15 protein-coding genes are annotated in these 18437 nt (G+C 45.9%); 3 read left to right on the forward strand and 12 right to left on the reverse strand.

The features are described 5' to 3' along the window. Positions 1-270 precede the first annotated feature (270 nt). Both ACGHCT_RS20525 and ACGHCT_RS20530 read left to right on the forward strand, forming a co-directional pair. Entirely contained in the window at positions 271-1671 is a 1401-nt protein-coding gene (locus ACGHCT_RS20525; protein WP_072854621.1) for an MFS transporter, read from the forward strand. Between the two features lie 109 nt (positions 1672-1780). Then, positions 1781-2656, forward strand: coding sequence for a YitT family protein (locus tag ACGHCT_RS20530; RefSeq protein ID WP_072854620.1), 876 nt, complete (start codon positions 1781-1783; stop codon positions 2654-2656). A gap of 892 nt (positions 2657-3548) precedes the next feature. Here the strand turns inward: ACGHCT_RS20530 and ACGHCT_RS20535 are convergent. The 12 genes from ACGHCT_RS20535 to ACGHCT_RS20590 form a co-directional block, all read right to left on the reverse strand. After that, the gene (locus tag ACGHCT_RS20535) at positions 3549-4211 is read right to left on the reverse strand and encodes a V-type ATP synthase subunit D (RefSeq protein ID WP_072854619.1); all 663 of its coding nucleotides are present in this window, start codon (positions 4209-4211) and stop codon (positions 3549-3551) included. A gap of 33 nt (positions 4212-4244) precedes the next feature. Next, positions 4245-5618, reverse strand: a complete 1374-nt coding sequence (locus ACGHCT_RS20540; RefSeq protein WP_072854618.1) for a V-type ATP synthase subunit B — start codon at positions 5616-5618, stop codon at positions 4245-4247. Continuing rightward, positions 5618-7384: a V-type ATP synthase subunit A gene (locus tag ACGHCT_RS20545; RefSeq protein ID WP_072854617.1), complete on the reverse strand. Its 1767-nt coding sequence runs from the start codon at positions 7382-7384 to the stop codon at positions 5618-5620. Before ACGHCT_RS20545 ends, ACGHCT_RS20540 begins: the two co-directional genes overlap by 1 nt. Before the next feature lie 21 nt (positions 7385-7405). Beyond that, positions 7406-7726 carry a V-type ATP synthase subunit F gene (locus ACGHCT_RS20550; RefSeq protein WP_072854616.1) on the reverse strand — a complete coding sequence of 107 codons (321 nt, stop codon included), beginning with the start codon at positions 7724-7726 and terminating at the stop codon, positions 7406-7408. Then, on the reverse strand, positions 7719-8690 hold the full coding sequence (locus ACGHCT_RS20555) for a V-type ATPase subunit (protein WP_072854615.1): 972 nt from the start codon (positions 8688-8690) through the stop codon (positions 7719-7721). Before ACGHCT_RS20555 ends, ACGHCT_RS20550 begins: the two co-directional genes overlap by 8 nt. 29 nt (positions 8691-8719) lie before the next feature. Then, positions 8720-9313, reverse strand: a complete 594-nt coding sequence (locus ACGHCT_RS20560; RefSeq protein ID WP_072854614.1) for a V-type ATP synthase subunit E — start codon at positions 9311-9313, stop codon at positions 8720-8722. A gap of 39 nt (positions 9314-9352) precedes the next feature. Continuing rightward, positions 9353-9832, reverse strand: coding sequence for a V-type ATP synthase subunit K (locus ACGHCT_RS20565; protein ID WP_072854613.1), 480 nt, complete (start codon positions 9830-9832; stop codon positions 9353-9355). Beyond that, a complete protein-coding gene (locus tag ACGHCT_RS20570) occupies positions 9829-11850 on the reverse strand; it encodes a V-type ATP synthase subunit I (protein WP_390437370.1) in 2022 nt (673 codons plus the stop codon). The genes ACGHCT_RS20565 and ACGHCT_RS20570 overlap by 4 nt, the downstream gene beginning before the upstream one ends. Positions 11851-11894: 44 nt before the next feature. After that, positions 11895-12206, reverse strand: a complete 312-nt coding sequence (locus ACGHCT_RS20575) for an ATPase (protein ID WP_390437371.1) — start codon at positions 12204-12206, stop codon at positions 11895-11897. A gap of 176 nt (positions 12207-12382) precedes the next feature. Further along, the gene (locus tag ACGHCT_RS20580) at positions 12383-13558 is read right to left on the reverse strand and encodes an ABC transporter substrate-binding protein (protein WP_390437372.1); all 1176 of its coding nucleotides are present in this window, start codon (positions 13556-13558) and stop codon (positions 12383-12385) included. Between the two features lie 118 nt (positions 13559-13676). Further along, on the reverse strand, positions 13677-14729 hold the full coding sequence (locus tag ACGHCT_RS20585) for an AI-2E family transporter (RefSeq protein ID WP_072854610.1): 1053 nt from the start codon (positions 14727-14729) through the stop codon (positions 13677-13679). Positions 14730-14836: 107 nt separating this feature from the next. Beyond that, positions 14837-15520 (reverse strand): RluA family pseudouridine synthase, encoded by a 684-nt coding sequence (locus tag ACGHCT_RS20590; protein ID WP_390437373.1) that lies wholly within the window; start codon positions 15518-15520, stop codon positions 14837-14839. A gap of 1005 nt (positions 15521-16525) precedes the next feature. Here ACGHCT_RS20590 and ACGHCT_RS20595 point away from each other — a divergent pair. Beyond that, on the forward strand, positions 16526-17479 hold the full coding sequence (locus tag ACGHCT_RS20595) for a calcium/sodium antiporter (protein WP_390437374.1): 954 nt from the start codon (positions 16526-16528) through the stop codon (positions 17477-17479). Positions 17480-18437 lie beyond the last annotated feature (958 nt).

Raw genomic sequence — 18437 nt, forward strand, 5'->3', positions numbered from 1 at the left:
CTGCCCAATTAACGAAATTTGCATTTACAGAAAAGGGTTTTCTGCAAAATGAATCTGACCAAAAGTACGTGTTTGGTTAATTTTAGGCGAATATATAAGAATCCGATTATAATTATTGAATAAAGGACTGAAAAGAATCGAAGGGGGGCGATGCAGGTGCTGATCATATGGCATATGAGTTATTACTCACTCCAGGAATCATGTACAGCCAGCTGAGAGCTGAACCAAACCCCGTTAATTTAACGGTACTACTTAAAAGAGGAGGTTAAAATGAATAACGAAGTAAATATTGTTTTAGATCCAAAGAAAAAGAGGCTGGTAATCCTCGCCTCCATTATTATGTATTTCAATTACATGTTTGCAAACATGGGCTGCGGCCTGACTCTTCCCAGGCTCTTAGGCGGACTTAATGCCATGGATATTTACGCTACTGTACTGGTGTTCAGCTCTGTAGGCCTTATGATTGCCTCCCCGGTGTCTGGAAAGCTTGGTGATACCTTGGGCCGTAAATGGATCACCATCTTTTCTTTGGCCGGCTTCCTAATCTGTGCAGCGATTACAGGTTTGTCCCCCAACGGCTGGATTCTCATGGTATTCTGGGCACTCACCGGAATCTGCGGCGGCTTCTTTGTCTCTGCCTCCTTTTCTATGATTGCAGACGTTACCACCATTGAGGAAAGGCCCAAGTTCATCGGCTACCTGGCAACTGCTGCGGCAGTAGGACAGCTTGTCGGCCCTCTTCTCGCCGGGGTACTGGCGGACAACGGTTTGGTACGGGGACCGTTTTTTGTGGGAATTCCCCTTGGCATCGTGGTTATCTGCCTCTATGCCTCCTGTTATCCGCATGTAAAGCTGGGAGTTGTCTCTGAAAATAATAAAATTGATATCTTGGGGCTTCTCCTTCTGGTAGTCAGCATCTGCTCCATTGTATTTTTCCTGAATTTTGGAAATGTTATTTTCCCAAGAACTTCCCCTATTGGTATTGCCCTTTTAATCCTGGGGATCGTAGGCTTCATTGCTCTGATCGTATTTGAATACAATGCAAAGAACCCGGTAGTTTCCGTAAGACTTTTTAAATACAAAGAGTTCCGCATTGCCTGGATTTGTCACTTTCTATATACCATGTACATAGTAGTGGTAAGCGGTTATCTTGTTCTGTTCGGACAGAATGTAATGAAAGTATCGGTAACTGTAAGCTCTACCTTTGCCATGCCCCAGACCATTTGCAGCGCCGTGCTTGCTTCCTTTGTGGGCTTGTACATATCCAAGAGCGCTAAGAACTACAAGAAGATCTATATCTTCATGGGGATTTGCGGAGCCATACCGCTTCTGGCATGGGCCTTTTTCCTGACACCCAGCTCATCGGTTATCCTTATCTATATTACAACACTGATAGGCGGTGCGGGATACGCCTGTGATCAGGTAGTGAACACCCCCTACCTTCAGTCCACCATGCCAAAGGAAAACTATGGGGCTGCCCAGGGAATGCTGATCTTCGCCGGTTCTGCCGCAGGAACCGTGTGCGGTGCTGTGTCGGGCGTAATCCTGAACAGTGACGCACCTCTGGAAGAGTCTCTTACCAAGATCTTTCTGATCTTCGGTGTCTGCCTGTTCCTTGTCTTTATTATCGGCCTGACATCCGTGAAGACACGCGCAGCAGCTAAGGAATAAATTTTCCGGGAGCTGCGAATCCAGATTTTAACAGCCTATGAATGGGTCATGATTCATGATATAATTCTTATATATCAAAAGAATCATGGCCCATTTTAGGAGGTAGCTTATGGATACGGCTAAGAAAGAGTTTATTAAAAAACAGTTTCTGGTTGGGGTAGGTGCCATCATCTTTGTACTCCCCTACAACCTGCTTATCACCCCCATGCATTTATACAGCGGCAACTTCACCGGTATCGCCCAGATCCTCCGGACTCTGCTGGTGGATTATGCCCATGTGGCCCTGCCCAGGGGGTTCGACATTACTGGTATTATCTTATTTCTTATAAATATTCCCCTGCTCACTCTGGCATTCCTCAAGCTGGGCAAGTTTTTCTTTGTAAAAACAGTAATTACTACTGCCCTGATCTCCCTGTTCTTCTCTCTGATTCCGGTTCCCGCGGAACCCATAATCAGCGATCCCCTGACCGCCTGTCTCATCGGCGGTGTTGTGGCCGGCTTCGGCGCAGGCATGATCCTCCGGGAAGGAAGCTCCGGCGGCGGACTGGATATCCTGGGTATGTATTTCGCCCAAAAAAGACCTAATTTCAGCGTGGGCAAGGTAGTAGTCATCGTGGCAATCTTTGTATTTACCACCTGCCTGTTTCTCTATGACTTCGAAGTTGTGGTATATTCCGCTATCTTCACCTTCACCAGCTCCTTTGCCCTGGATCGGTTCCATTATCAGACCGTAAAGGTAAGCGCATTTATTGTAACCTCCAACCCGGAGGTGGCAAATGTCATAACCCAGGATCTCAGCCGCGGAGGCACCGAGTGGACCGGACAGGGAGTATACAGTCATACAAAAATGCATGTGTATATGACCGTACTCTCCAAATATGAGGTCAATAAACTGAGACGGAAGGTCCATGCACTGGATCCTCATTCCTTTATAGCATTTCAGACAGTGTCAGCAATAGAAGGGTATTTTCAGCCGCATCTGTAAAAATGATGGGTTTTGTGTATGTGAAGTTCGAGGTTATATAGTCGGCGGACGGAGTGTCGCAGACGTCAAGGGAAGGGTATCGCAGACGGACGGATATAGAAGGGAGCACCGGGGAGACAGGGCCAGGGGGTAGGAAAAGGTCAGCTCGAGGCTCCGTTCCCCTTAGCTAAGCCCTACCAGCTGCTAAGCTCGTCAGGAGAGCCTTCCTCGCTAATCAGCTGGTGGACTGGATCTTCGGCTCACTCCGCTTAACCTCCCTGACCTTTTCCTACCCCCTGGCCCTGTCTCCCCGGTGCTCCCTTCTATATCCTGGCTGAGACTCCCTTCACATTCACGGAAAACGGGTGGGGAAGGTCGTGAGTTGTATACTTTACACTTTGTTATCATTTTTGTTAGCTCAATGTCTCTGGTGAACCTGCCCCCTGGAACTTTCCCATACCCAGGTGAGAGGAATTCTGCGGCGGCGGGCTGGAAGAGCTGGGGGAGGGAGGGCTGTGGTCCGCGGACGATTCCGCAGGAGTGAATAGAGAGTCTTAGGCAAAACCGGGATTCCCGCAGGAGATTTTTTCGGCAGTCCGGGCCGAAAAAAAGTGAGCATGGGCAGAGAATGCACATCAAGCATTCTTTGACCATACGAACGGTGCTCCGGCGGGGATTCCGGTTTTGCCTTAGACTATCTTCGCGACGGAGGTGTCCCCGGACCCCAGCCCTCCCTCCTCCGGCTCTTCCAGCCCGCCGCCGCGGGATTCCTCTCACCGTCCCCCAGCCACCCCATACCTTCCGACTGAAAGATCTAATGCATCAGAGGTCAAACTCTAAATTGACATTAAAAAAGGATCCGCCGCCCTTTCAAGCAGCAGATCCTCTAACCAGCAAAGCCAAAGATATTCTATCAATACCCTCTCTCTTTGTAATGATGCGCCTCTTCCAGCATCATATCTTTCACCTTCATCAGACGAATCTGAGTACTTCTCTCATTCTCATCCAACTTCATGGTAATATACTTTATATTCTTTCTGGTCTCCGGAATGATTACATGTTCCAGAGCATTTACTCTACGGCGGGTTTTTTCTATCTCAGCCGCCATCAGCTGACAAGCCTTTTCACATTCTGCAAGCCGTAACATATCGGGCAGTATGTCTGCCAGAGACTTCACCGCGTCGTCCAGATCCCCGGAGGTAAAGGCAAAGCCGTAAGAATAGATGTCATTGTCATCGGCTGTCCTGGTCTTATATTCAAAGACCGGGACATCAACACTCATAACATTTTTCTTTGAGCCTTCCAGATACACCTCCTGTTTGGGAGCCATCAGAGCTGTGTTTAAGATCTCCTCAGACATACCTGCTCTTGCAATGACAAAGTTCTTATTTGCGGAAAGGATGCCGGCTTCTACTTTTTGGCGCAAGGCCATATTTTCCCTAACCAAATCCATGAACTGACGCATTAACTCATCACGCTTATCTTTCAAAAGCTTATGGCCTTTGGTTGCGGTGACAAGTTTTTTCTTTAACTTGGTCAGCTCCATACGGGTTGGATTCACCTGGGTAGATGCCACACAATCACCTCTTTCTTAGTAGTTCCTGAAACATTAGAATTTACCGTAGTACTCATCTAAGAACTTGTCATCAATACGTTTCAGTTCGCTTCTCGGCAGAATGGAGAGCAATTTCCAGCCGATACGGAGAGTTTCCTCAATATCCCGGTTGGACATATACCCCTGTGATACATATTCTTCCTCAAATGCATCAGCAAACTTGGCATAGATAAGGTCCATGTCAGAGAGGGCAGCCTCACCCAGAATAACCATAAGCTCTTTGGCGTCCTTGCCTCGGGCATATGCAGCAAACAGCTGATTCATGGTGTTGGCATGATCGGCACGTGTTTTCCCTTCACCGATACCTTTATCCTTCAGACGTGACAGAGAGGGGAGTACGTCGATAGGCGGCGTAATACCTTTTCTGTATAATTCACGGCTTAAGATGATCTGTCCCTCTGTGATGTATCCCGTTAAGTCAGGGATGGGATGTGTCTTATCATCTTCAGGCATAGAAAGAATTGGTATCATAGTGATACTTCCGTTCTTTCCTTTCTGTCTCCCTGCTCTTTCATATAATGAGGCAAGGTCAGTGTACATGTATCCCGGATATCCACGGCGTCCCGGAACCTCTTTACGGGCTGCGGAAACCTCACGGAGCGCATCTGCGTAGTTAGTGATATCTGTCAGGATAACCAAAACATGCATATCTTTTTCAAAAGCTAAATATTCTGCTGCAGTAAGGGCCATACGTGGAGTCGCGATACGCTCTACCGCAGGGTCATTTGCCAGATTTATAAAGAGAACGGTACGGTCAATGGCACCTGTCTCCTTAAAACTCTCAATGAAGAAGTTGGATTCCTCAAAGGTGATACCCATAGCTGCAAATACAACGGCGAACTGTTCACCTGATCCGCGAACCTTGGCCTGTCTGGCAATCTGTGCTGCCAGATTGGCATGGGGAAGACCAGATGCTGAGAAGATAGGCAGCTTCTGACCACGAACCAGGGTATTCAGACCGTCAATAGCAGATACACCTGTCTGGATAAACTCTTCAGGATAGCTTCTGGCCGCGGGATTCATGGGGAGACCGTTGATATCTCTTCTCTCATCCGGGAGAATTTCAGGTCCGTCATCAATCGGGCGTCCCAGACCGTCAAATACACGGCCCAGCATGTCGCCGGATACCCCCAGCTCCATGCTTCGTCCCAAAAATCTTACTTTACTGTTAGACAGGTTGATACCTGTAGAACTCTCAAACAGCTGTACCAGCGCATTGCTTCCGTCAATTTCCAGTACCTTGCAGCGGCGTGTTTCTCCGCTGGCCAGTTCAATCTCACCCAACTCATCGAAGTGTACATTCTCTACACCCTGCACCAGCATCAGAGGACCTGCAACTTCTTGTATGGTTCTATACTCTTTTGGCATTAGAAGTCCTCCTTCCCTAATACATTAGCGATCTCTGTAACCAGTTCATCGCTGATTTTCTTATATTCTTCCTCCAGATTGTTCTCCAGAGTGTATTTAAAACGTCCGATTTTTTCACGTACCTCCATGCTGATAAGCTTCTGCACGGACGCACCCTTTTCCAGCGCGTCTACTGACTGCTCGTAGAACGCAATTACCAGATTCATCATCAGGTATTGTTTTCTCAGGGATGTGTACGTATCAACCTCATGGAAGGAGTTCTGGTGCAGGAAGTCTTCACGGATAGATCTTGCAGCTTCCATTTTCAAACGGTCAGAAGGTGACAGGGCATCCATACCTACCATCTTAACGATTTCTTCCAGTTCTGCCTCATCCTGAAGAAGACCCATCAGTTTCTGACGGTTGCTCATCCAGTCAGCCGCAACTTCCTCATTAAACCAGTGCTCCATATTATCCACATACAGAGAATAACTGGTCAGCCAGTTAATAGCCGGGAAGTGGCGTTTTGCAGCCAGAGATGCATCCAGTCCCCAGAATACCTTAACAATACGCAGAGTTGCCTGAGATACAGGTTCGGAAATATCACCTCCGGGAGGCGATACAGCACCGATAACAGACAGTGCGCCTTCTCTCTGATCCTTACCCAGAGAGATTACATGTCCGGCCCTCTCATAGAACTGGGCCAGACGGCTTCCCAGATAAGCCGGGTAGCCTTCTTCACCGGGCATTTCCTCCAGACGTCCTGACATCTCACGGAGAGCCTCAGCCCAGCGGGATGTAGAGTCGGCCATAAGAGCCACGGAATATCCCATATCACGGAAATACTCAGCAATGGTAATACCTGTATAGATGGAAGCCTCACGGGCGGCAACAGGCATATCAGAGGTATTTGCAATCAAAACGGTTCTCTCCATCAGAGACTGGCCCGTCTTGGGATCCTTCAGTTCAGGGAACTCGTTCAGAACGTCGGTCATCTCATTTCCACGCTCACCGCACCCGATATAAACTACAATGTCAGCCTCCGCCCATTTTGCCAGCTGATGCTGAATCACTGTCTTGCCGCTTCCGAAAGGACCGGGAACGGCAGCTACACCGCCTTTTGCAATGGGGAAGAAGGTATCCACCACACGCTGTCCGGTTACCAGAGGCATCTCCGGAGGAAGCTTTTTCAGATAGGGACGGCCCTTACGAACCGGCCACTTCTGCATCATAGTAAGCTCTTTGTCTCCGTCAGCCGTCTCGATGGTGGCAACCACCTCTTCTACGGTAAATTCACCTGCTTTTATATCTTTTACTTTACCTTTTATCCCATAGGGAACCATGATTTTTTGTGTTACAACAATGGTTTCCTGAACCGTACCCAGCACATCCCCGGCTTCAACCTCATCCCCCGGTTTTGCAACTGGAACAAATGTCCACTTTTTATCTCTCTTCAGGGAAGCAACCTCAACACCGCGCTTTAAGCTGTTTCCTGAAATCTTCATAATATCATCCAATGGACGCTGGATACCATCATAGATACTGGCAATAAGCCCAGGACCTAATTCTACAGACATGGGAACCTCCATAGACTCCACCGGTTCTCCCGGTCCTAAGCCTGAAGTTTCCTCATATACCTGAATAGATGCCTGATCTCCGTGCATCTCGATGATCTCCCCGATCAGACGCTGATTACTTACACGAACCACGTCATACATGTTCGCGTCTCTCATACCCTCGGCAATAACCAGCGGCCCTGCTACTTTTTTAATCGTACCTCTACTCATTGGGACGAATCACCCACCTTTCTAATTATTACTGAACAGAATATCGGAACCAACGGCCTGTTCTACAGATTTCTTCACGTTCTCGATGCCTTCTCCTGTGTTCCCGTTCACCCCGGGAATAAGGATAATTGCCGGCATTACCTGGTCCTGATACTTTTCTATTTCCTGTCTAATCTCAGCCGCAAGTACCTCTGTAATATAGATGATTCCATATCCGTTGCCTGCCAACTGGTTCAATTTTTCTCCGGCTTCCTTAGGGGCTGTTACTGGAAATGTATCAAGTCCCAAGGTTGCAAAGCCGTAGATACTGTCATAGTCGCCAACTACTGCAATCTTATACATACATTTCCCTTACCCTTTCTCGGATGGAATCCACAGGCAAATCATTTTGTTTTCCTGTGAGAACGATTCGCACCGTCTTAATCTCATTCTCTCTCGCGATGGCATAGGCGAAAATAGGTCCTACGGAATCGGAGTTATATTTCTGAGGCTTGATGGTCTCAATGATACGGTTATCGCACCAGCGCTCAAAGGCGGAGGTTGACTCCTCCAGGGCCTTTGCCCCTGCGGCATATACGGTGCCGGAAAGGTATTCCTGGATCGCTTCCATACTGCTGCCCGCAGCACGGATCAGATCATTCACACTGATGGTACTGCAGTCTGCCATCGCCCGTTTCATAAATTCTGCTGTTTTCGCGGTTTTCTGCGCACGTACGGCAATCTTAATGTCTGCTACCGCTACCACAGATTCGGCATAATCCCGGATAATATCATCCTCTGCTGCCTTCCCTGCCGCATAGATAGCATCCAATGCCGCTTTATCCACAATTACATCGCATAACTGTCCGTCTCTGGTATGGAGAAGCGTGTCATATGCATCCTGCGCCGCTCTTACCATACTCTGGGGCAAACGCCCAAAATCTTTTTCCCGGATGATTTCCATCATCTGTTCCCCGGAAATCGGGCTGTCCTCATAAAAGATATGTGCGTTCGTCTCTGACGTGCACACCTCTTTGATGGCCGCTTTCAGGTTGTGAAAGAGGTTCGGATAAAAAAGCACATCAAACATGGACATATCCGGAGCAAGCTCCCTGACCGTCTCCCAGGCTTTTTCCCTTTCCCTGGACAGTATCGATTCAGCGTCTCTGGGTGTGTCATCATCTCCCCATCCCTTTTCCAGCAAATAGTCCAGACACTCCTCATAGGTAGTGCAGGCCAGAAGCTGTTCAATGGTGGATGCGGAAAACAGATGCACCTCCAACGCACGTGTTCGCGCAACCGCATAGGTAAAATCTATATCAGACATGTATAATCCTCCTTTTTACGGTTCTGCGCTTATACAAATAATACTTCATGTACTTTATCTGAAAGTCTGTCTCTCTCCGCATCAAAGATGGCTTTGAAAGTACAATTCTCTTCGATTCCGCCATAAGCAAGTACAAACCCGCCTTCTATCTTCTTGCCTTCCTTAGAAAGGGTCAGCTTGCCGCCTTTTGCTTCTGCGACAGCATCTATATCTCTCTTAAAGCTTTCCGGCATTTTTTCCAGATCGGCAGATGAAAAATAAATCTCTCCTTCCTGGGGCAGGACATATTTCTCCAGCATCTTTTTCAGCATGCCAAAATATTCTGCCTCATCCATAGACTTAAGCATCTCGAATGCTCTATCCAGAACTTCAGATATCATCTCCTGTTTTGCTTCCAGCACTGCTGTCCTCTTTTTCAGGTCACAGGAAGATTTTACCCTGTCCTTATAGTTAGCGATATCTGCTTCAGACTTTTTGGAGATACGCTCAGCTGTTTTTTCTGCTTCCTCTCTGGCTGCAGCCAGAATCTCTTCAGCTTTCGCGTTAGCATCTTTGATTTTTTCGTCGGCGGAGTTTTTTGCTTCTTCCAGAATCTGGTTTTTCATTTTTTCTAATCCAGTCATTCTCAAGCTCTCCTTTTACTTAGTTTGTAACGAAATAAATTAAACCTGAATAGCACTTACTACAAGGATCGTAATCAGCAGAGCCAGGATGGCATATGTCTCAACCATGGCCGGGAAAAGCATTGCTTTACCAAACTGCTCAGGTTTCTTAGCAACAACGCCGATAGCTCCGGCGGCTGCTTTTCCCTGATATTTACCGGAAACAAGACCTACGATACCGATTGGCAGACAGGCAGCCAGAATCAGCAGTCCGGTCTGTACAGATACTTCAGCCATAGATCCGCCTAATAAACCAATTTTAGATAATACGATAAAACCAACCAGCAGACCATAGATACCCTGTGTACCGGGCAGAAGCTGCAGAATCAGAACCTTGGCAAATTTACTTGGATCTTCTGAAATAACACCGGCTGCCGCCTGACCTGCAATACCAACTCCCATGGATGATCCCGCACCTGCAAGAAATACTGCTGCTGCCGCACCCAGTAATGCATAAACAATTCCTATATACTCGCTCATAGATAAGTTTCCTCCTTAATATCAACATATTTTGTATCTGAGTGAAATGGTTCAAATTCTTTTCCGCCGCCTGAGTAGAACTTACCGAAGAATTCTACAAACTGCAGACGGTTTGTGTGCACATAGGCACCCAGCATATTAATAGCCATACTGAAAATGTGTCCGAAGATAAATACGATTATAAATAATATCGCTCCGAATACACTCTTTCCGCCCATGCTTCCCATCTGGTTTACTACGGAAGCAATTACTCCGGTTGCAAGGCCAAGTGCCAGCAGACGGGAGTAGGACAATACGTCGCTTAACCAGCCGGTAATATTGTATAAGTCATAGGCCCCAAGTCCCAGTCTCAGAGCAAAGTTCTTGGAAGAACGCCCGGACATGAACAGAATACCGATTGCGCCTATGATTGCCAATACCTTGCCAAGCATGTTCACAGCAGCCGGGAATACCAGCTGTGTTCCGATGATAGATGCAAAGATTGCACTTGGGATCAGCATGATCAAAAGTCCTGCCAACAGGAACACCCAGAGTACCACATCACAGAAGAAATCCAGGTATGCCTTGTCTCTGAGAAGCATATACCCTTTGATTCCCAGGCCGGTAAATAAGTGAATCAGACCAAAGATCATTGCAAAAATCAATAACTTCATCGGATCATTGAGGGGAACGAACCAAAGCGCAGGTATCACTACATCCTTCTCAAAGAATACCCTTGCGATTACCGTTACCACATCTCCGAAGTAGCCTCCGAATAATACACCCCAGACTATGGTAGATATACCGCAGTACATAAACAGGCTCAGATTCTTATACATACCTCTGGACATGCGGGGATATTTTTTCAGCAATACAAAACATACCACTGAAATAATTAAACCGTACGCAGCATCGGATAACATCATTCCAAAAAAGATAATATAAAATATAGACATTATTCCCGTGGGATCAACATCACCCTTGGCAGGCAGTCCGTAAGAATCCAGGACGCCCTCAACTGCCTGTGATACTTTATTATTCTTGAGCAGAACAGGTGCTTCCTCATCCTCCTTCACGTCCTCAACGTCAAGAGTACAGTCGAATCGTTCACCAATTTCCTTCTCAAGAGCCGGAACTACCTTTGCCGGCACAAAGCCTCCAAGCAGGAATGTTTTTTTAGACTGAGGCAGGGTACCCAGTACCTCATATTTTTCCGCCCTCACCCGGAAATAGTCGGATACCTGGCGGAATTCACTCCTCGCTGCCGCATATTCGGCAATCTTTGCCTCAGTTTCGCTTATTTCTTTATTCAGTTTTTCAATTTTCTCTTCCAGTTTCTGCTTATATACACTAGGTATATCTCTTGACTTTACGGATAATCTGGCAAATCCACCTGTCCGCAGGGCATTTTCTACTTCCTGCGCCTCATTCTTCAGGCAGATTGCTGCAATGTAGGCGACATCCTTATCAGCGGAAACTACGGAAACATCTACGGCATCAACTTCCGGCGCCTGTTCAGCCAAAACAGCATAGACCTGATCCAGGGTCAAGGCCCCCGAGATGGTGCCTATTAAAACAGCCGTCCTGGAGGTTCCTTCAAAATTCATAGGAATATCCAGAGGCAGCCACGGCGTTATTGCCTCAATCTGGTTTTCCAGCTTCAAAATCGTAGAACGTTTCTCCGCGATCTCTTTATTCATAGAGACCAGTTTTCCTGCTTTTTCCAGGATTTTTCCTTTGTCTTCCAGTAATTTCTCGTAGGATTCCCTGTCAATCAGAGCTTTACCTTCAAGACTGGATAACATGGATTTCTTTTCCGGCACATAAAGGTCTAACACATCCAGAGCCTGATCCGCAACCTGAGCTCTCTTCTCAAAAACCGCCCTGGAGCTGGCTGTATTCAGCTTTTCCAGACCTTCTTCATCCTCCAGTACAGGGGTAATCTCCATAATCCCCATGGACTGAATCTTTTCCAGAATCGCCTTCCGGTCTTTTTTCAGCGCGCAGATACTTACTTTTTGCATCTGCATAATTGCCATATCCGCATCCCTCCTTTACTTTTAACTTTTCGAACATGCCTGCGTCAGATTAGCTGTGAAACAATCATCTTCGCAACATCTTCTTTTTTCTTCCGGGCCAGGTTTTTCAACTGTTCAATATCCTGTTCCACCCTCTTGGAGGCTTCTGCGGCAAATTGATCACCTTCTGCTTTGGCGTCTTCCTTTAATTTGTCCGCTTTCCTATTAGCCTCCTTCTCTCGTTCCACTTTTAAAGCTAGTGCGTCCTCTCCTGCCTTTTCGAGAATCTGTGCGCACTGTTGTTCGGCGTCCTTTACTATCTGTTCTGCCTGGACTTCCGTTTCCTTAATCGCTTTAATCGTTTCTTCTACCACCATATCACCACCTTTACAATAACTTAATACTACTATGAAATAGACATATTGTCAATTTATTATCATACTTTTTCGTCAGATCCTCTAAGATAGAATGCCCACTTATTGATTTTTTTATAAAAAAAAGGGAAACTGTACAAATAAAAACAGTTTCCTTTTTTAACCTTTGGTAATTTTAGTTATTCATACAAATAATTAGCAAAATCATCCGATTCCAGATTGTTAACATCAATCCACTGGAAACCTGAGCTAATATAAGTATCATTTGTCATACCAGCCTCAGCTCTTGCCGCCGCCACAATCGTAGCATAGCCCATACCATAGGGATTCTGAACAATCATTCCGGTTTCTCTTCCGTCTTTAATCGCCTCTATCTGCGCTTTCCCTGAGTCAAATCCCACTACCTTAACCTGAGCTTCCTCCGGATCCTTCAGCGCGGTCAGCACTTCTTCCGTCATCGTGCCGTTAGTGCAGAAATAACCTGTCAAATCCGGGTGTGCTTCCAGTACTGCGCTCACCATCTCTGCCACAGATTCCTCTTCACTCTCGTAGGAAGTGCTTACGACAGTAATCCCCTGGTGATTCGCCATCTCCTCACGGAAGCCTCTCTCCCGATCCATACTGCTTTCTGAGCTGCTGTTGTGCGCCATAACTGCAACCTTTCCAGACTCTCCTACTGCCTCAGCCAGTCTTCTAGCTGCCTCAGCCCCTGCCTGGTAATTGTCCGTGGAACAAACAGTCTGTACTAAATCACTGTTAACCCCGGAGTCCAGTACAACAACCGGAATTCCATTCTCAGCCGCGGTCTCAAGCTGGGCCTGACAAGAATTCATATCCACTGCTGCAATGCAGAGAACACTTGGGTTCTCTGACAGAACCGCGTCAATGATATTAATCTGTGATTCCACATCGGATTCATCGGAAGGGCCCTCAAAGGTCAGGCGGATTTTATCCTCCCCTTTGTAACCGAGCTCCTTATTCAATGCCTTCACAGCAGCCTCCATGCCCTTACGTACTTTAGACCAGTATTCGCTTTTGGGCTGCTTTACTACAACAGCAATATGTCCGCCTTTTTCCAGAGGAATATTCTCTACAGAGGTATAGCTGATTTCACCGCTGCTGCCTTTGACTGACGTCATTGTCAGATCCTTCGTGTAATCATCTTCCTCTGTCTCCTCCTGGCTCTTTTCTTGTTCTATAGGTTCAGTGCTTTCCTCGCCGGCGTCCTGCGGCTGGTTGGTAACTACCTGATCCTTCGGCAGTTCTCCGGCCTCTACGTTCTTACTCTGACCGCAGCCAGATAGCAGGTTCACCGACAGTATCATACATAATAATGCTACTGCGATTCTTTTCATTCTTATTCTCCCCTTAATATAATCCTGAAAAATTCGTTACAGTCTCATTATACACGATACTTTTCCGAAGTCCATATGCATTTGTAACATTTTTGTAAAAGAATTTAGGAAATTTTTATTAAATTTTTCTTAAGCTTAACAAATCCCACTCTTTTATGATTCCCCATATGAGCAGTGCTGACACCGGCCCAAGGAGAAACCCAAGCCCGCCATAGAGATATACCCCCAGATAGATGGTGAGTAAAACGAAAATCGGATAAATGCCAAGGCTTTCTCCCACCAGCTTAGGCTCAAGAAACTGTCTTGCCAGACTGGTCACAAGGTACAGCACCAATAAACCTGCTCCCATTGCCGTGTTCCCCTGAAAAAATGCAAGAACAGACCATGGAAGTAAAACTGTCCCTGTGCCTATGAGCGGCAGAGCATCCAGCAAACCCAGCCCGATTCCCCAGAGAATAAAGTGTTTTACATGAAGCAGATAAAACCCTCCCAGACATAGCAGACCGATTATTCCCATGATTCTCAGCTGGGCAAGAATATACTTTTTCGCTTTTGACCACAGCTCTATACATACATTGTGTATTCTGACATAGAGTGAATATCCCTGCAGCTTCTCCCTGAACTCATCCAGATCTCTTAAAAATAATATGGACGACAGTACGCTGAGAAATGCACCCCCGAAAAACACAACACACTTTTTTACCGAATCCACGGCCTGTCCCCAGAATTCGAGTCCTCCGCCCTGCACAAAAGCCTTCTCCACCGCAGTCATCTGCTTCACCACAAAGCCTTGGCTATCCTCAGATAAAATTCCTGTTATTTTTTCCAGGTGATCGCAGCAGTCTGCGAGAAAATGATTCATCTCGTCTTTTAATCCGGGAAGACAGGACAGCCAGCCGGGAACCTGGTTGGCACACGTTTCCATGGCTTCCCACAGCAAAAAAATTGCCAGACCGGCAAAAAGCAGGATCACCACTCCGCCGGCTCTCTCCCTTGTGAGATGTACTTTTTTACTTACGGACAGTCTGCTTAATTTTTCTCCAATTGGGTAAACTATAAGGGCCAGAATCCAGCCAATGAAAAAAGGACTCAAAACAGGAAAAAGGTATTTCATGAAGAGATAAACTCCTGTTGCGACTCCAATGATAATACTTGTATTCTTCCATTTCATAAGCACCACACACCTTTGTCAGCAGTGTATTTTTTTTCTGCTGATTTTAGTATGTGCGGCCCCACTCCAGCTATACTGTAGAAACTTTGCCAGAGCTTCCAGCTATTTTAAAGAATAAAACCCTCACCCTTTGGGATCATGGTAAACTCCATTGGCTTTCCTGTTTTTGGGTGAAAAAAGCAAAGCCTGCTGGCGCAGAGTGCAGGGAAAGTTGTTCCCTTGCCCTCTATAAGGCTGGCATTGTACTTTTTGTCTCCCAGCAGCGGACATCCTATGTTCGCCATCTGAACTCTAATCTGGTGATGCCTTCCTGTCTTCAGCATAATCCTGACCAGCGCTTTTCCCTCCTTCGTTTCCATAACCTCATATTCCAGCACCGCGTGCTTACTGTCAGATGTTTTTTCAGACACAACGCGGGATACATTATTCCTCCCATCCTTCACCAGCTCATTTTCCAAAATTCCCGCTTTTTCCGGAGGAATCCCCATAGTTACAGCCAAATATTCCTTCCCCATCTTTCCCTGGGTCAACTGCCTGTTCAATTCTCTGGCAGCATGGGGAGTCTTGGCAAACACCATCACACCTTCCACCGGCTGGTCCAGCCGATGAACCACCGCAAGATACGGAGGCTTCCCCAAACCGGACTTTTTCGACAGATAATTTTTGATCATACTCTCCATATCCATAACACCAACCTTAGCCGTCTGTACCGCCACACCCGGACATTTGTAGCATACCAGGAGACAGTCATCTTCAAATAAAATACTTTCTTCTATATTATATAGACTCATATTTTTTTATTATTTTATCCTTTCCTTTTTGCAGATATGTAAAATATCAGCTGATTTTTATCATAGCTTGTTGAGGGGGAGATGTAAAGTAAATTATAGTTTTGTGTATGTGAAGTTCGAGGTTATGTAGTCGGCGAGCGCATCGCAGACGGACGGATATAGGAGGGAGCACCGGGGAGACAGGGCCAGGGGCCGGGGGATAGGGACAAGTCAGCTCGAGGCTCCGTTCCCCTCAGCTAAGTCCTACCAGCTGCTAAACTCGTCAGGAAAGCCTTCCTCGTTAATCAGCTGGTGGACTGGATCTTCGGCTCACTCCGCTTAACCTCCCTGACTTGTCCCTATCCCCCGGCCCCTGGCCCTGTCTCCCCGGTGCTCCCTCCTATATCCTGGCAGAGGCTCACTTCACATTCACGGAAAACGGGTGGGGAAGGTCGGGAGTTGTACACTTTTCCTCTACTTGTTTCTCACTATTGGCGACTTGATGTTTGGGATAAACTCAGAAAAATCTCCCCCTGGAACTTCCCCATACCCAGGTGAGAGGAATCCTGCGGTGGCGGGCTGGCTGGTTTGGGCGGGAGGGAGGCTTAAGGTCCGCGGACGATTCCGCAGGAGTGATTAGAGAGTCTTAGGCAAAACCGGGATTCACCCTGGAGATTTTTTCGGCAGTCCGGGCCGAAAAAAAGTGAGAATGAGCAGAGAATGCACATCAAGCATTCTTTGCTCATACGAACGGTGCTCCGGCGGGGATTCCGGTTTAGTCTTAGACTCTCTTCGCGACGGAGGTGTCCCCGGAACTTAAGCCTCCCTCCCGCCCGAACCAGCCAGCCCGCCGCCGCGGGATTCCTCTCACCGTCCCCCTGCCACCCACACCTGCCGTCTTGAATACTCCTGAGCCGATGTTCAAGTTACACTGCTAAATCCCAAGTTGCCGCAACCACCTTGACAACTTTTCCCAAATATTGCATACTTGAATTTGCACCATAATTCACCAAAGGAGATCTCAATATGCTAATGTACCTATGGCTTATCGTTGGTTTTGTATTCTTAATTAAAGGCGCTGACTTTTTCGTAGAAGGCTCCTCCAGCGTTGCTAAGCTTTTAAAAATACCTACTATAATAATTGGGCTTACTATCGTTGCTTTCGGGACTAGTATGCCGGAGGCTTCTGTGAGTATTACTGCTGCCATGGCCGGAAAGAATGAGCTTTCGCTCAGCAATGTTATCGGCTCTAACATCTTTAATCTTCTTGTGGTAGCAGGAGCCAGTGCCGTACTGCGGCCCATTCATGTGGAGAATTCCGTATTGAAAAAGGACTTCCCTTTTTCAATCTTTATAACCCTTGTTGTTCTTATCATGTGTATTCCCGGCAAGTTTCACGGCAGTAAACTTTCCGTTTTGACTCAGACAGAAGGGGTAATCCTGCTTCTGCTTTTTGCATTTTATCTCTACTGGACCGTACGCCATGCCCTAAGGGCACGGCAGTGGATGGCTGAGGATTCTGAACCCAGGATCCTGTCCCCGCTCTGGACAATACTGTATATTATCCTGGGACTGGCCGGCATTATCTGGGGAGGCAATCTTGTGGTAGACAGTGCTACCGACATTGCCCAGGCCTTTGGACTCAGCGAGACCTTTATCGGCCTGACTATTGTAGCCCTGGGTACATCTCTTCCGGAGCTGGTTACCTCTATTGTTGCTGCCCGCAAAGGAGAAAGTGATATTGCTATGGGCAATGTCATTGGGTCTAATATTTTTAATCTGCTTTTAGTGCTTGGCGCGTCCTGCACTCTGCACCCAGTGGCTGTCAACCTGTTTTCCGTGTATGACATTATTGTTCTGATAGCCGTAAGTATTTTCACATATATTTTTGCCCTCCATAAGAAAACTTTGAGCAAAAAAGAAGGAGCACTTATGCTCCCTATGTACCTGGCCTTTTTCTGTTTTATTTCCTTTCGGTAGATGCAAAAGTTGAACAAATTCGAACAACCGCCATATCCTCTTATTTTCAGATACAACGGTTGTTCTAATGTTCTTCTTTATTCAATTTTCTACTTTCCTTTTCTTTTTAGTCTATGAATAAGTTTCTTTGATATTAATTAGTTACTATCAACAGTTACACTATAGTTACTAATTATCTATATCAATTCACATTTCGTGTTCCCCTGCTATAAATCACTGAGATTTATTGAAAGTTTTGTATCAATTATCTATACGAGCTAATTCGATATAAATAGGATAATATAAAGTTTCCAATTTATAAATCACGCATTATAAATCTTCCAAATGCTTATTTATATAATTTCATTCGATATAGGAACTTGTTACCAAATGGATATCAACCTCTTTTTCTATTATACCTTCATTTATTATATAAACATCACATTTTTTTAAAATATATTTCTTCACATATATTTTAAAACCTTTATACTATTTTTGTGGTAATTATTCAATATGAGGACTTTTTGATACATTACCTGATACGCTTTTCCTACTTCATTATCTTTTATGAGGATTTCTCTTTTTTCTTTCTATATACCAGGTCTTTCTACAGGGAATTAAGCCTTACCACTCTCATATTGATTATAAGATTCATTCGTTCCCAATGGACTAATCCTCCTTTACTATTTCTATTCAAATATTACTTTTTTTCCTCCACATCCTTTCCTGATTTCTTTTTCTTTTGTTCTTATCTTGTACTCTCAATACACATAAAGTTCAAAGTACTTTGAAATCTTTTAGATGCTTTGTTTCATCTTTCTAATAAGATTTATCTTCTCTTGTCAGAAAATGAATATGAAGTAATATTTTCTCTTTAGTTGTTTTGTATCTCTCTTGTTTATGTATTTATAATAGCAGAGAGGTCTGTATTTGTCAATATACTTTTTAAAAAAGTTTACGTTTTTTTATAATGATATTT

The organism is Lactonifactor longoviformis, assembly GCF_042848515.1.
GTDB classification, from domain to species: domain Bacteria; phylum Bacillota; class Clostridia; order Lachnospirales; family Lachnospiraceae; genus Lactonifactor; species Lactonifactor longoviformis.

Bases quoted from the DNA above. Each gene is read 5' to 3' on its own strand.
- ACGHCT_RS20525 (WP_072854621.1), top strand. From the start codon at position 271: ATGAATAACGAAGTAAATATTGTTTTAGATCCAAAGAAAAAGAGGCTG.
- ACGHCT_RS20530 (WP_072854620.1), top strand. From the start codon at position 1,781: ATGGATACGGCTAAGAAAGAGTTTATTAAAAAACAGTTTCTGGTTGGG.
- ACGHCT_RS20540 (WP_072854618.1), bottom strand. From the start codon at position 5,618: ATGCCAAAAGAGTATAGAACCATACAAGAAGTTGCAGGTCCTCTGATG.
- ACGHCT_RS20545 (WP_072854617.1), bottom strand. From the start codon at position 7,384: ATGAGTAGAGGTACGATTAAAAAAGTAGCAGGGCCGCTGGTTATTGCC.
- ACGHCT_RS20550 (WP_072854616.1), bottom strand. From the start codon at position 7,726: ATGTATAAGATTGCAGTAGTTGGCGACTATGACAGTATCTACGGCTTT.
- ACGHCT_RS20555 (WP_072854615.1), bottom strand. From the start codon at position 8,690: ATGTCTGATATAGATTTTACCTATGCGGTTGCGCGAACACGTGCGTTG.
- ACGHCT_RS20560 (WP_072854614.1), bottom strand. From the start codon at position 9,313: ATGACTGGATTAGAAAAAATGAAAAACCAGATTCTGGAAGAAGCAAAA.
- ACGHCT_RS20565 (WP_072854613.1), bottom strand. From the start codon at position 9,832: ATGAGCGAGTATATAGGAATTGTTTATGCATTACTGGGTGCGGCAGCA.
- ACGHCT_RS20570 (WP_390437370.1), bottom strand. From the start codon at position 11,850: ATGGCAATTATGCAGATGCAAAAAGTAAGTATCTGCGCGCTGAAAAAA.
- ACGHCT_RS20575 (WP_390437371.1), bottom strand. From the start codon at position 12,206: ATGGTGGTAGAAGAAACGATTAAAGCGATTAAGGAAACGGAAGTCCAG.
- ACGHCT_RS20580 (WP_390437372.1), bottom strand. From the start codon at position 13,558: ATGAAAAGAATCGCAGTAGCATTATTATGTATGATACTGTCGGTGAAC.
- ACGHCT_RS20585 (WP_072854610.1), bottom strand. From the start codon at position 14,729: ATGAAATGGAAGAATACAAGTATTATCATTGGAGTCGCAACAGGAGTT.
- ACGHCT_RS20590 (WP_390437373.1), bottom strand. From the start codon at position 15,520: ATGAGTCTATATAATATAGAAGAAAGTATTTTATTTGAAGATGACTGT.
- ACGHCT_RS20595 (WP_390437374.1), top strand. From the start codon at position 16,526: ATGCTAATGTACCTATGGCTTATCGTTGGTTTTGTATTCTTAATTAAA.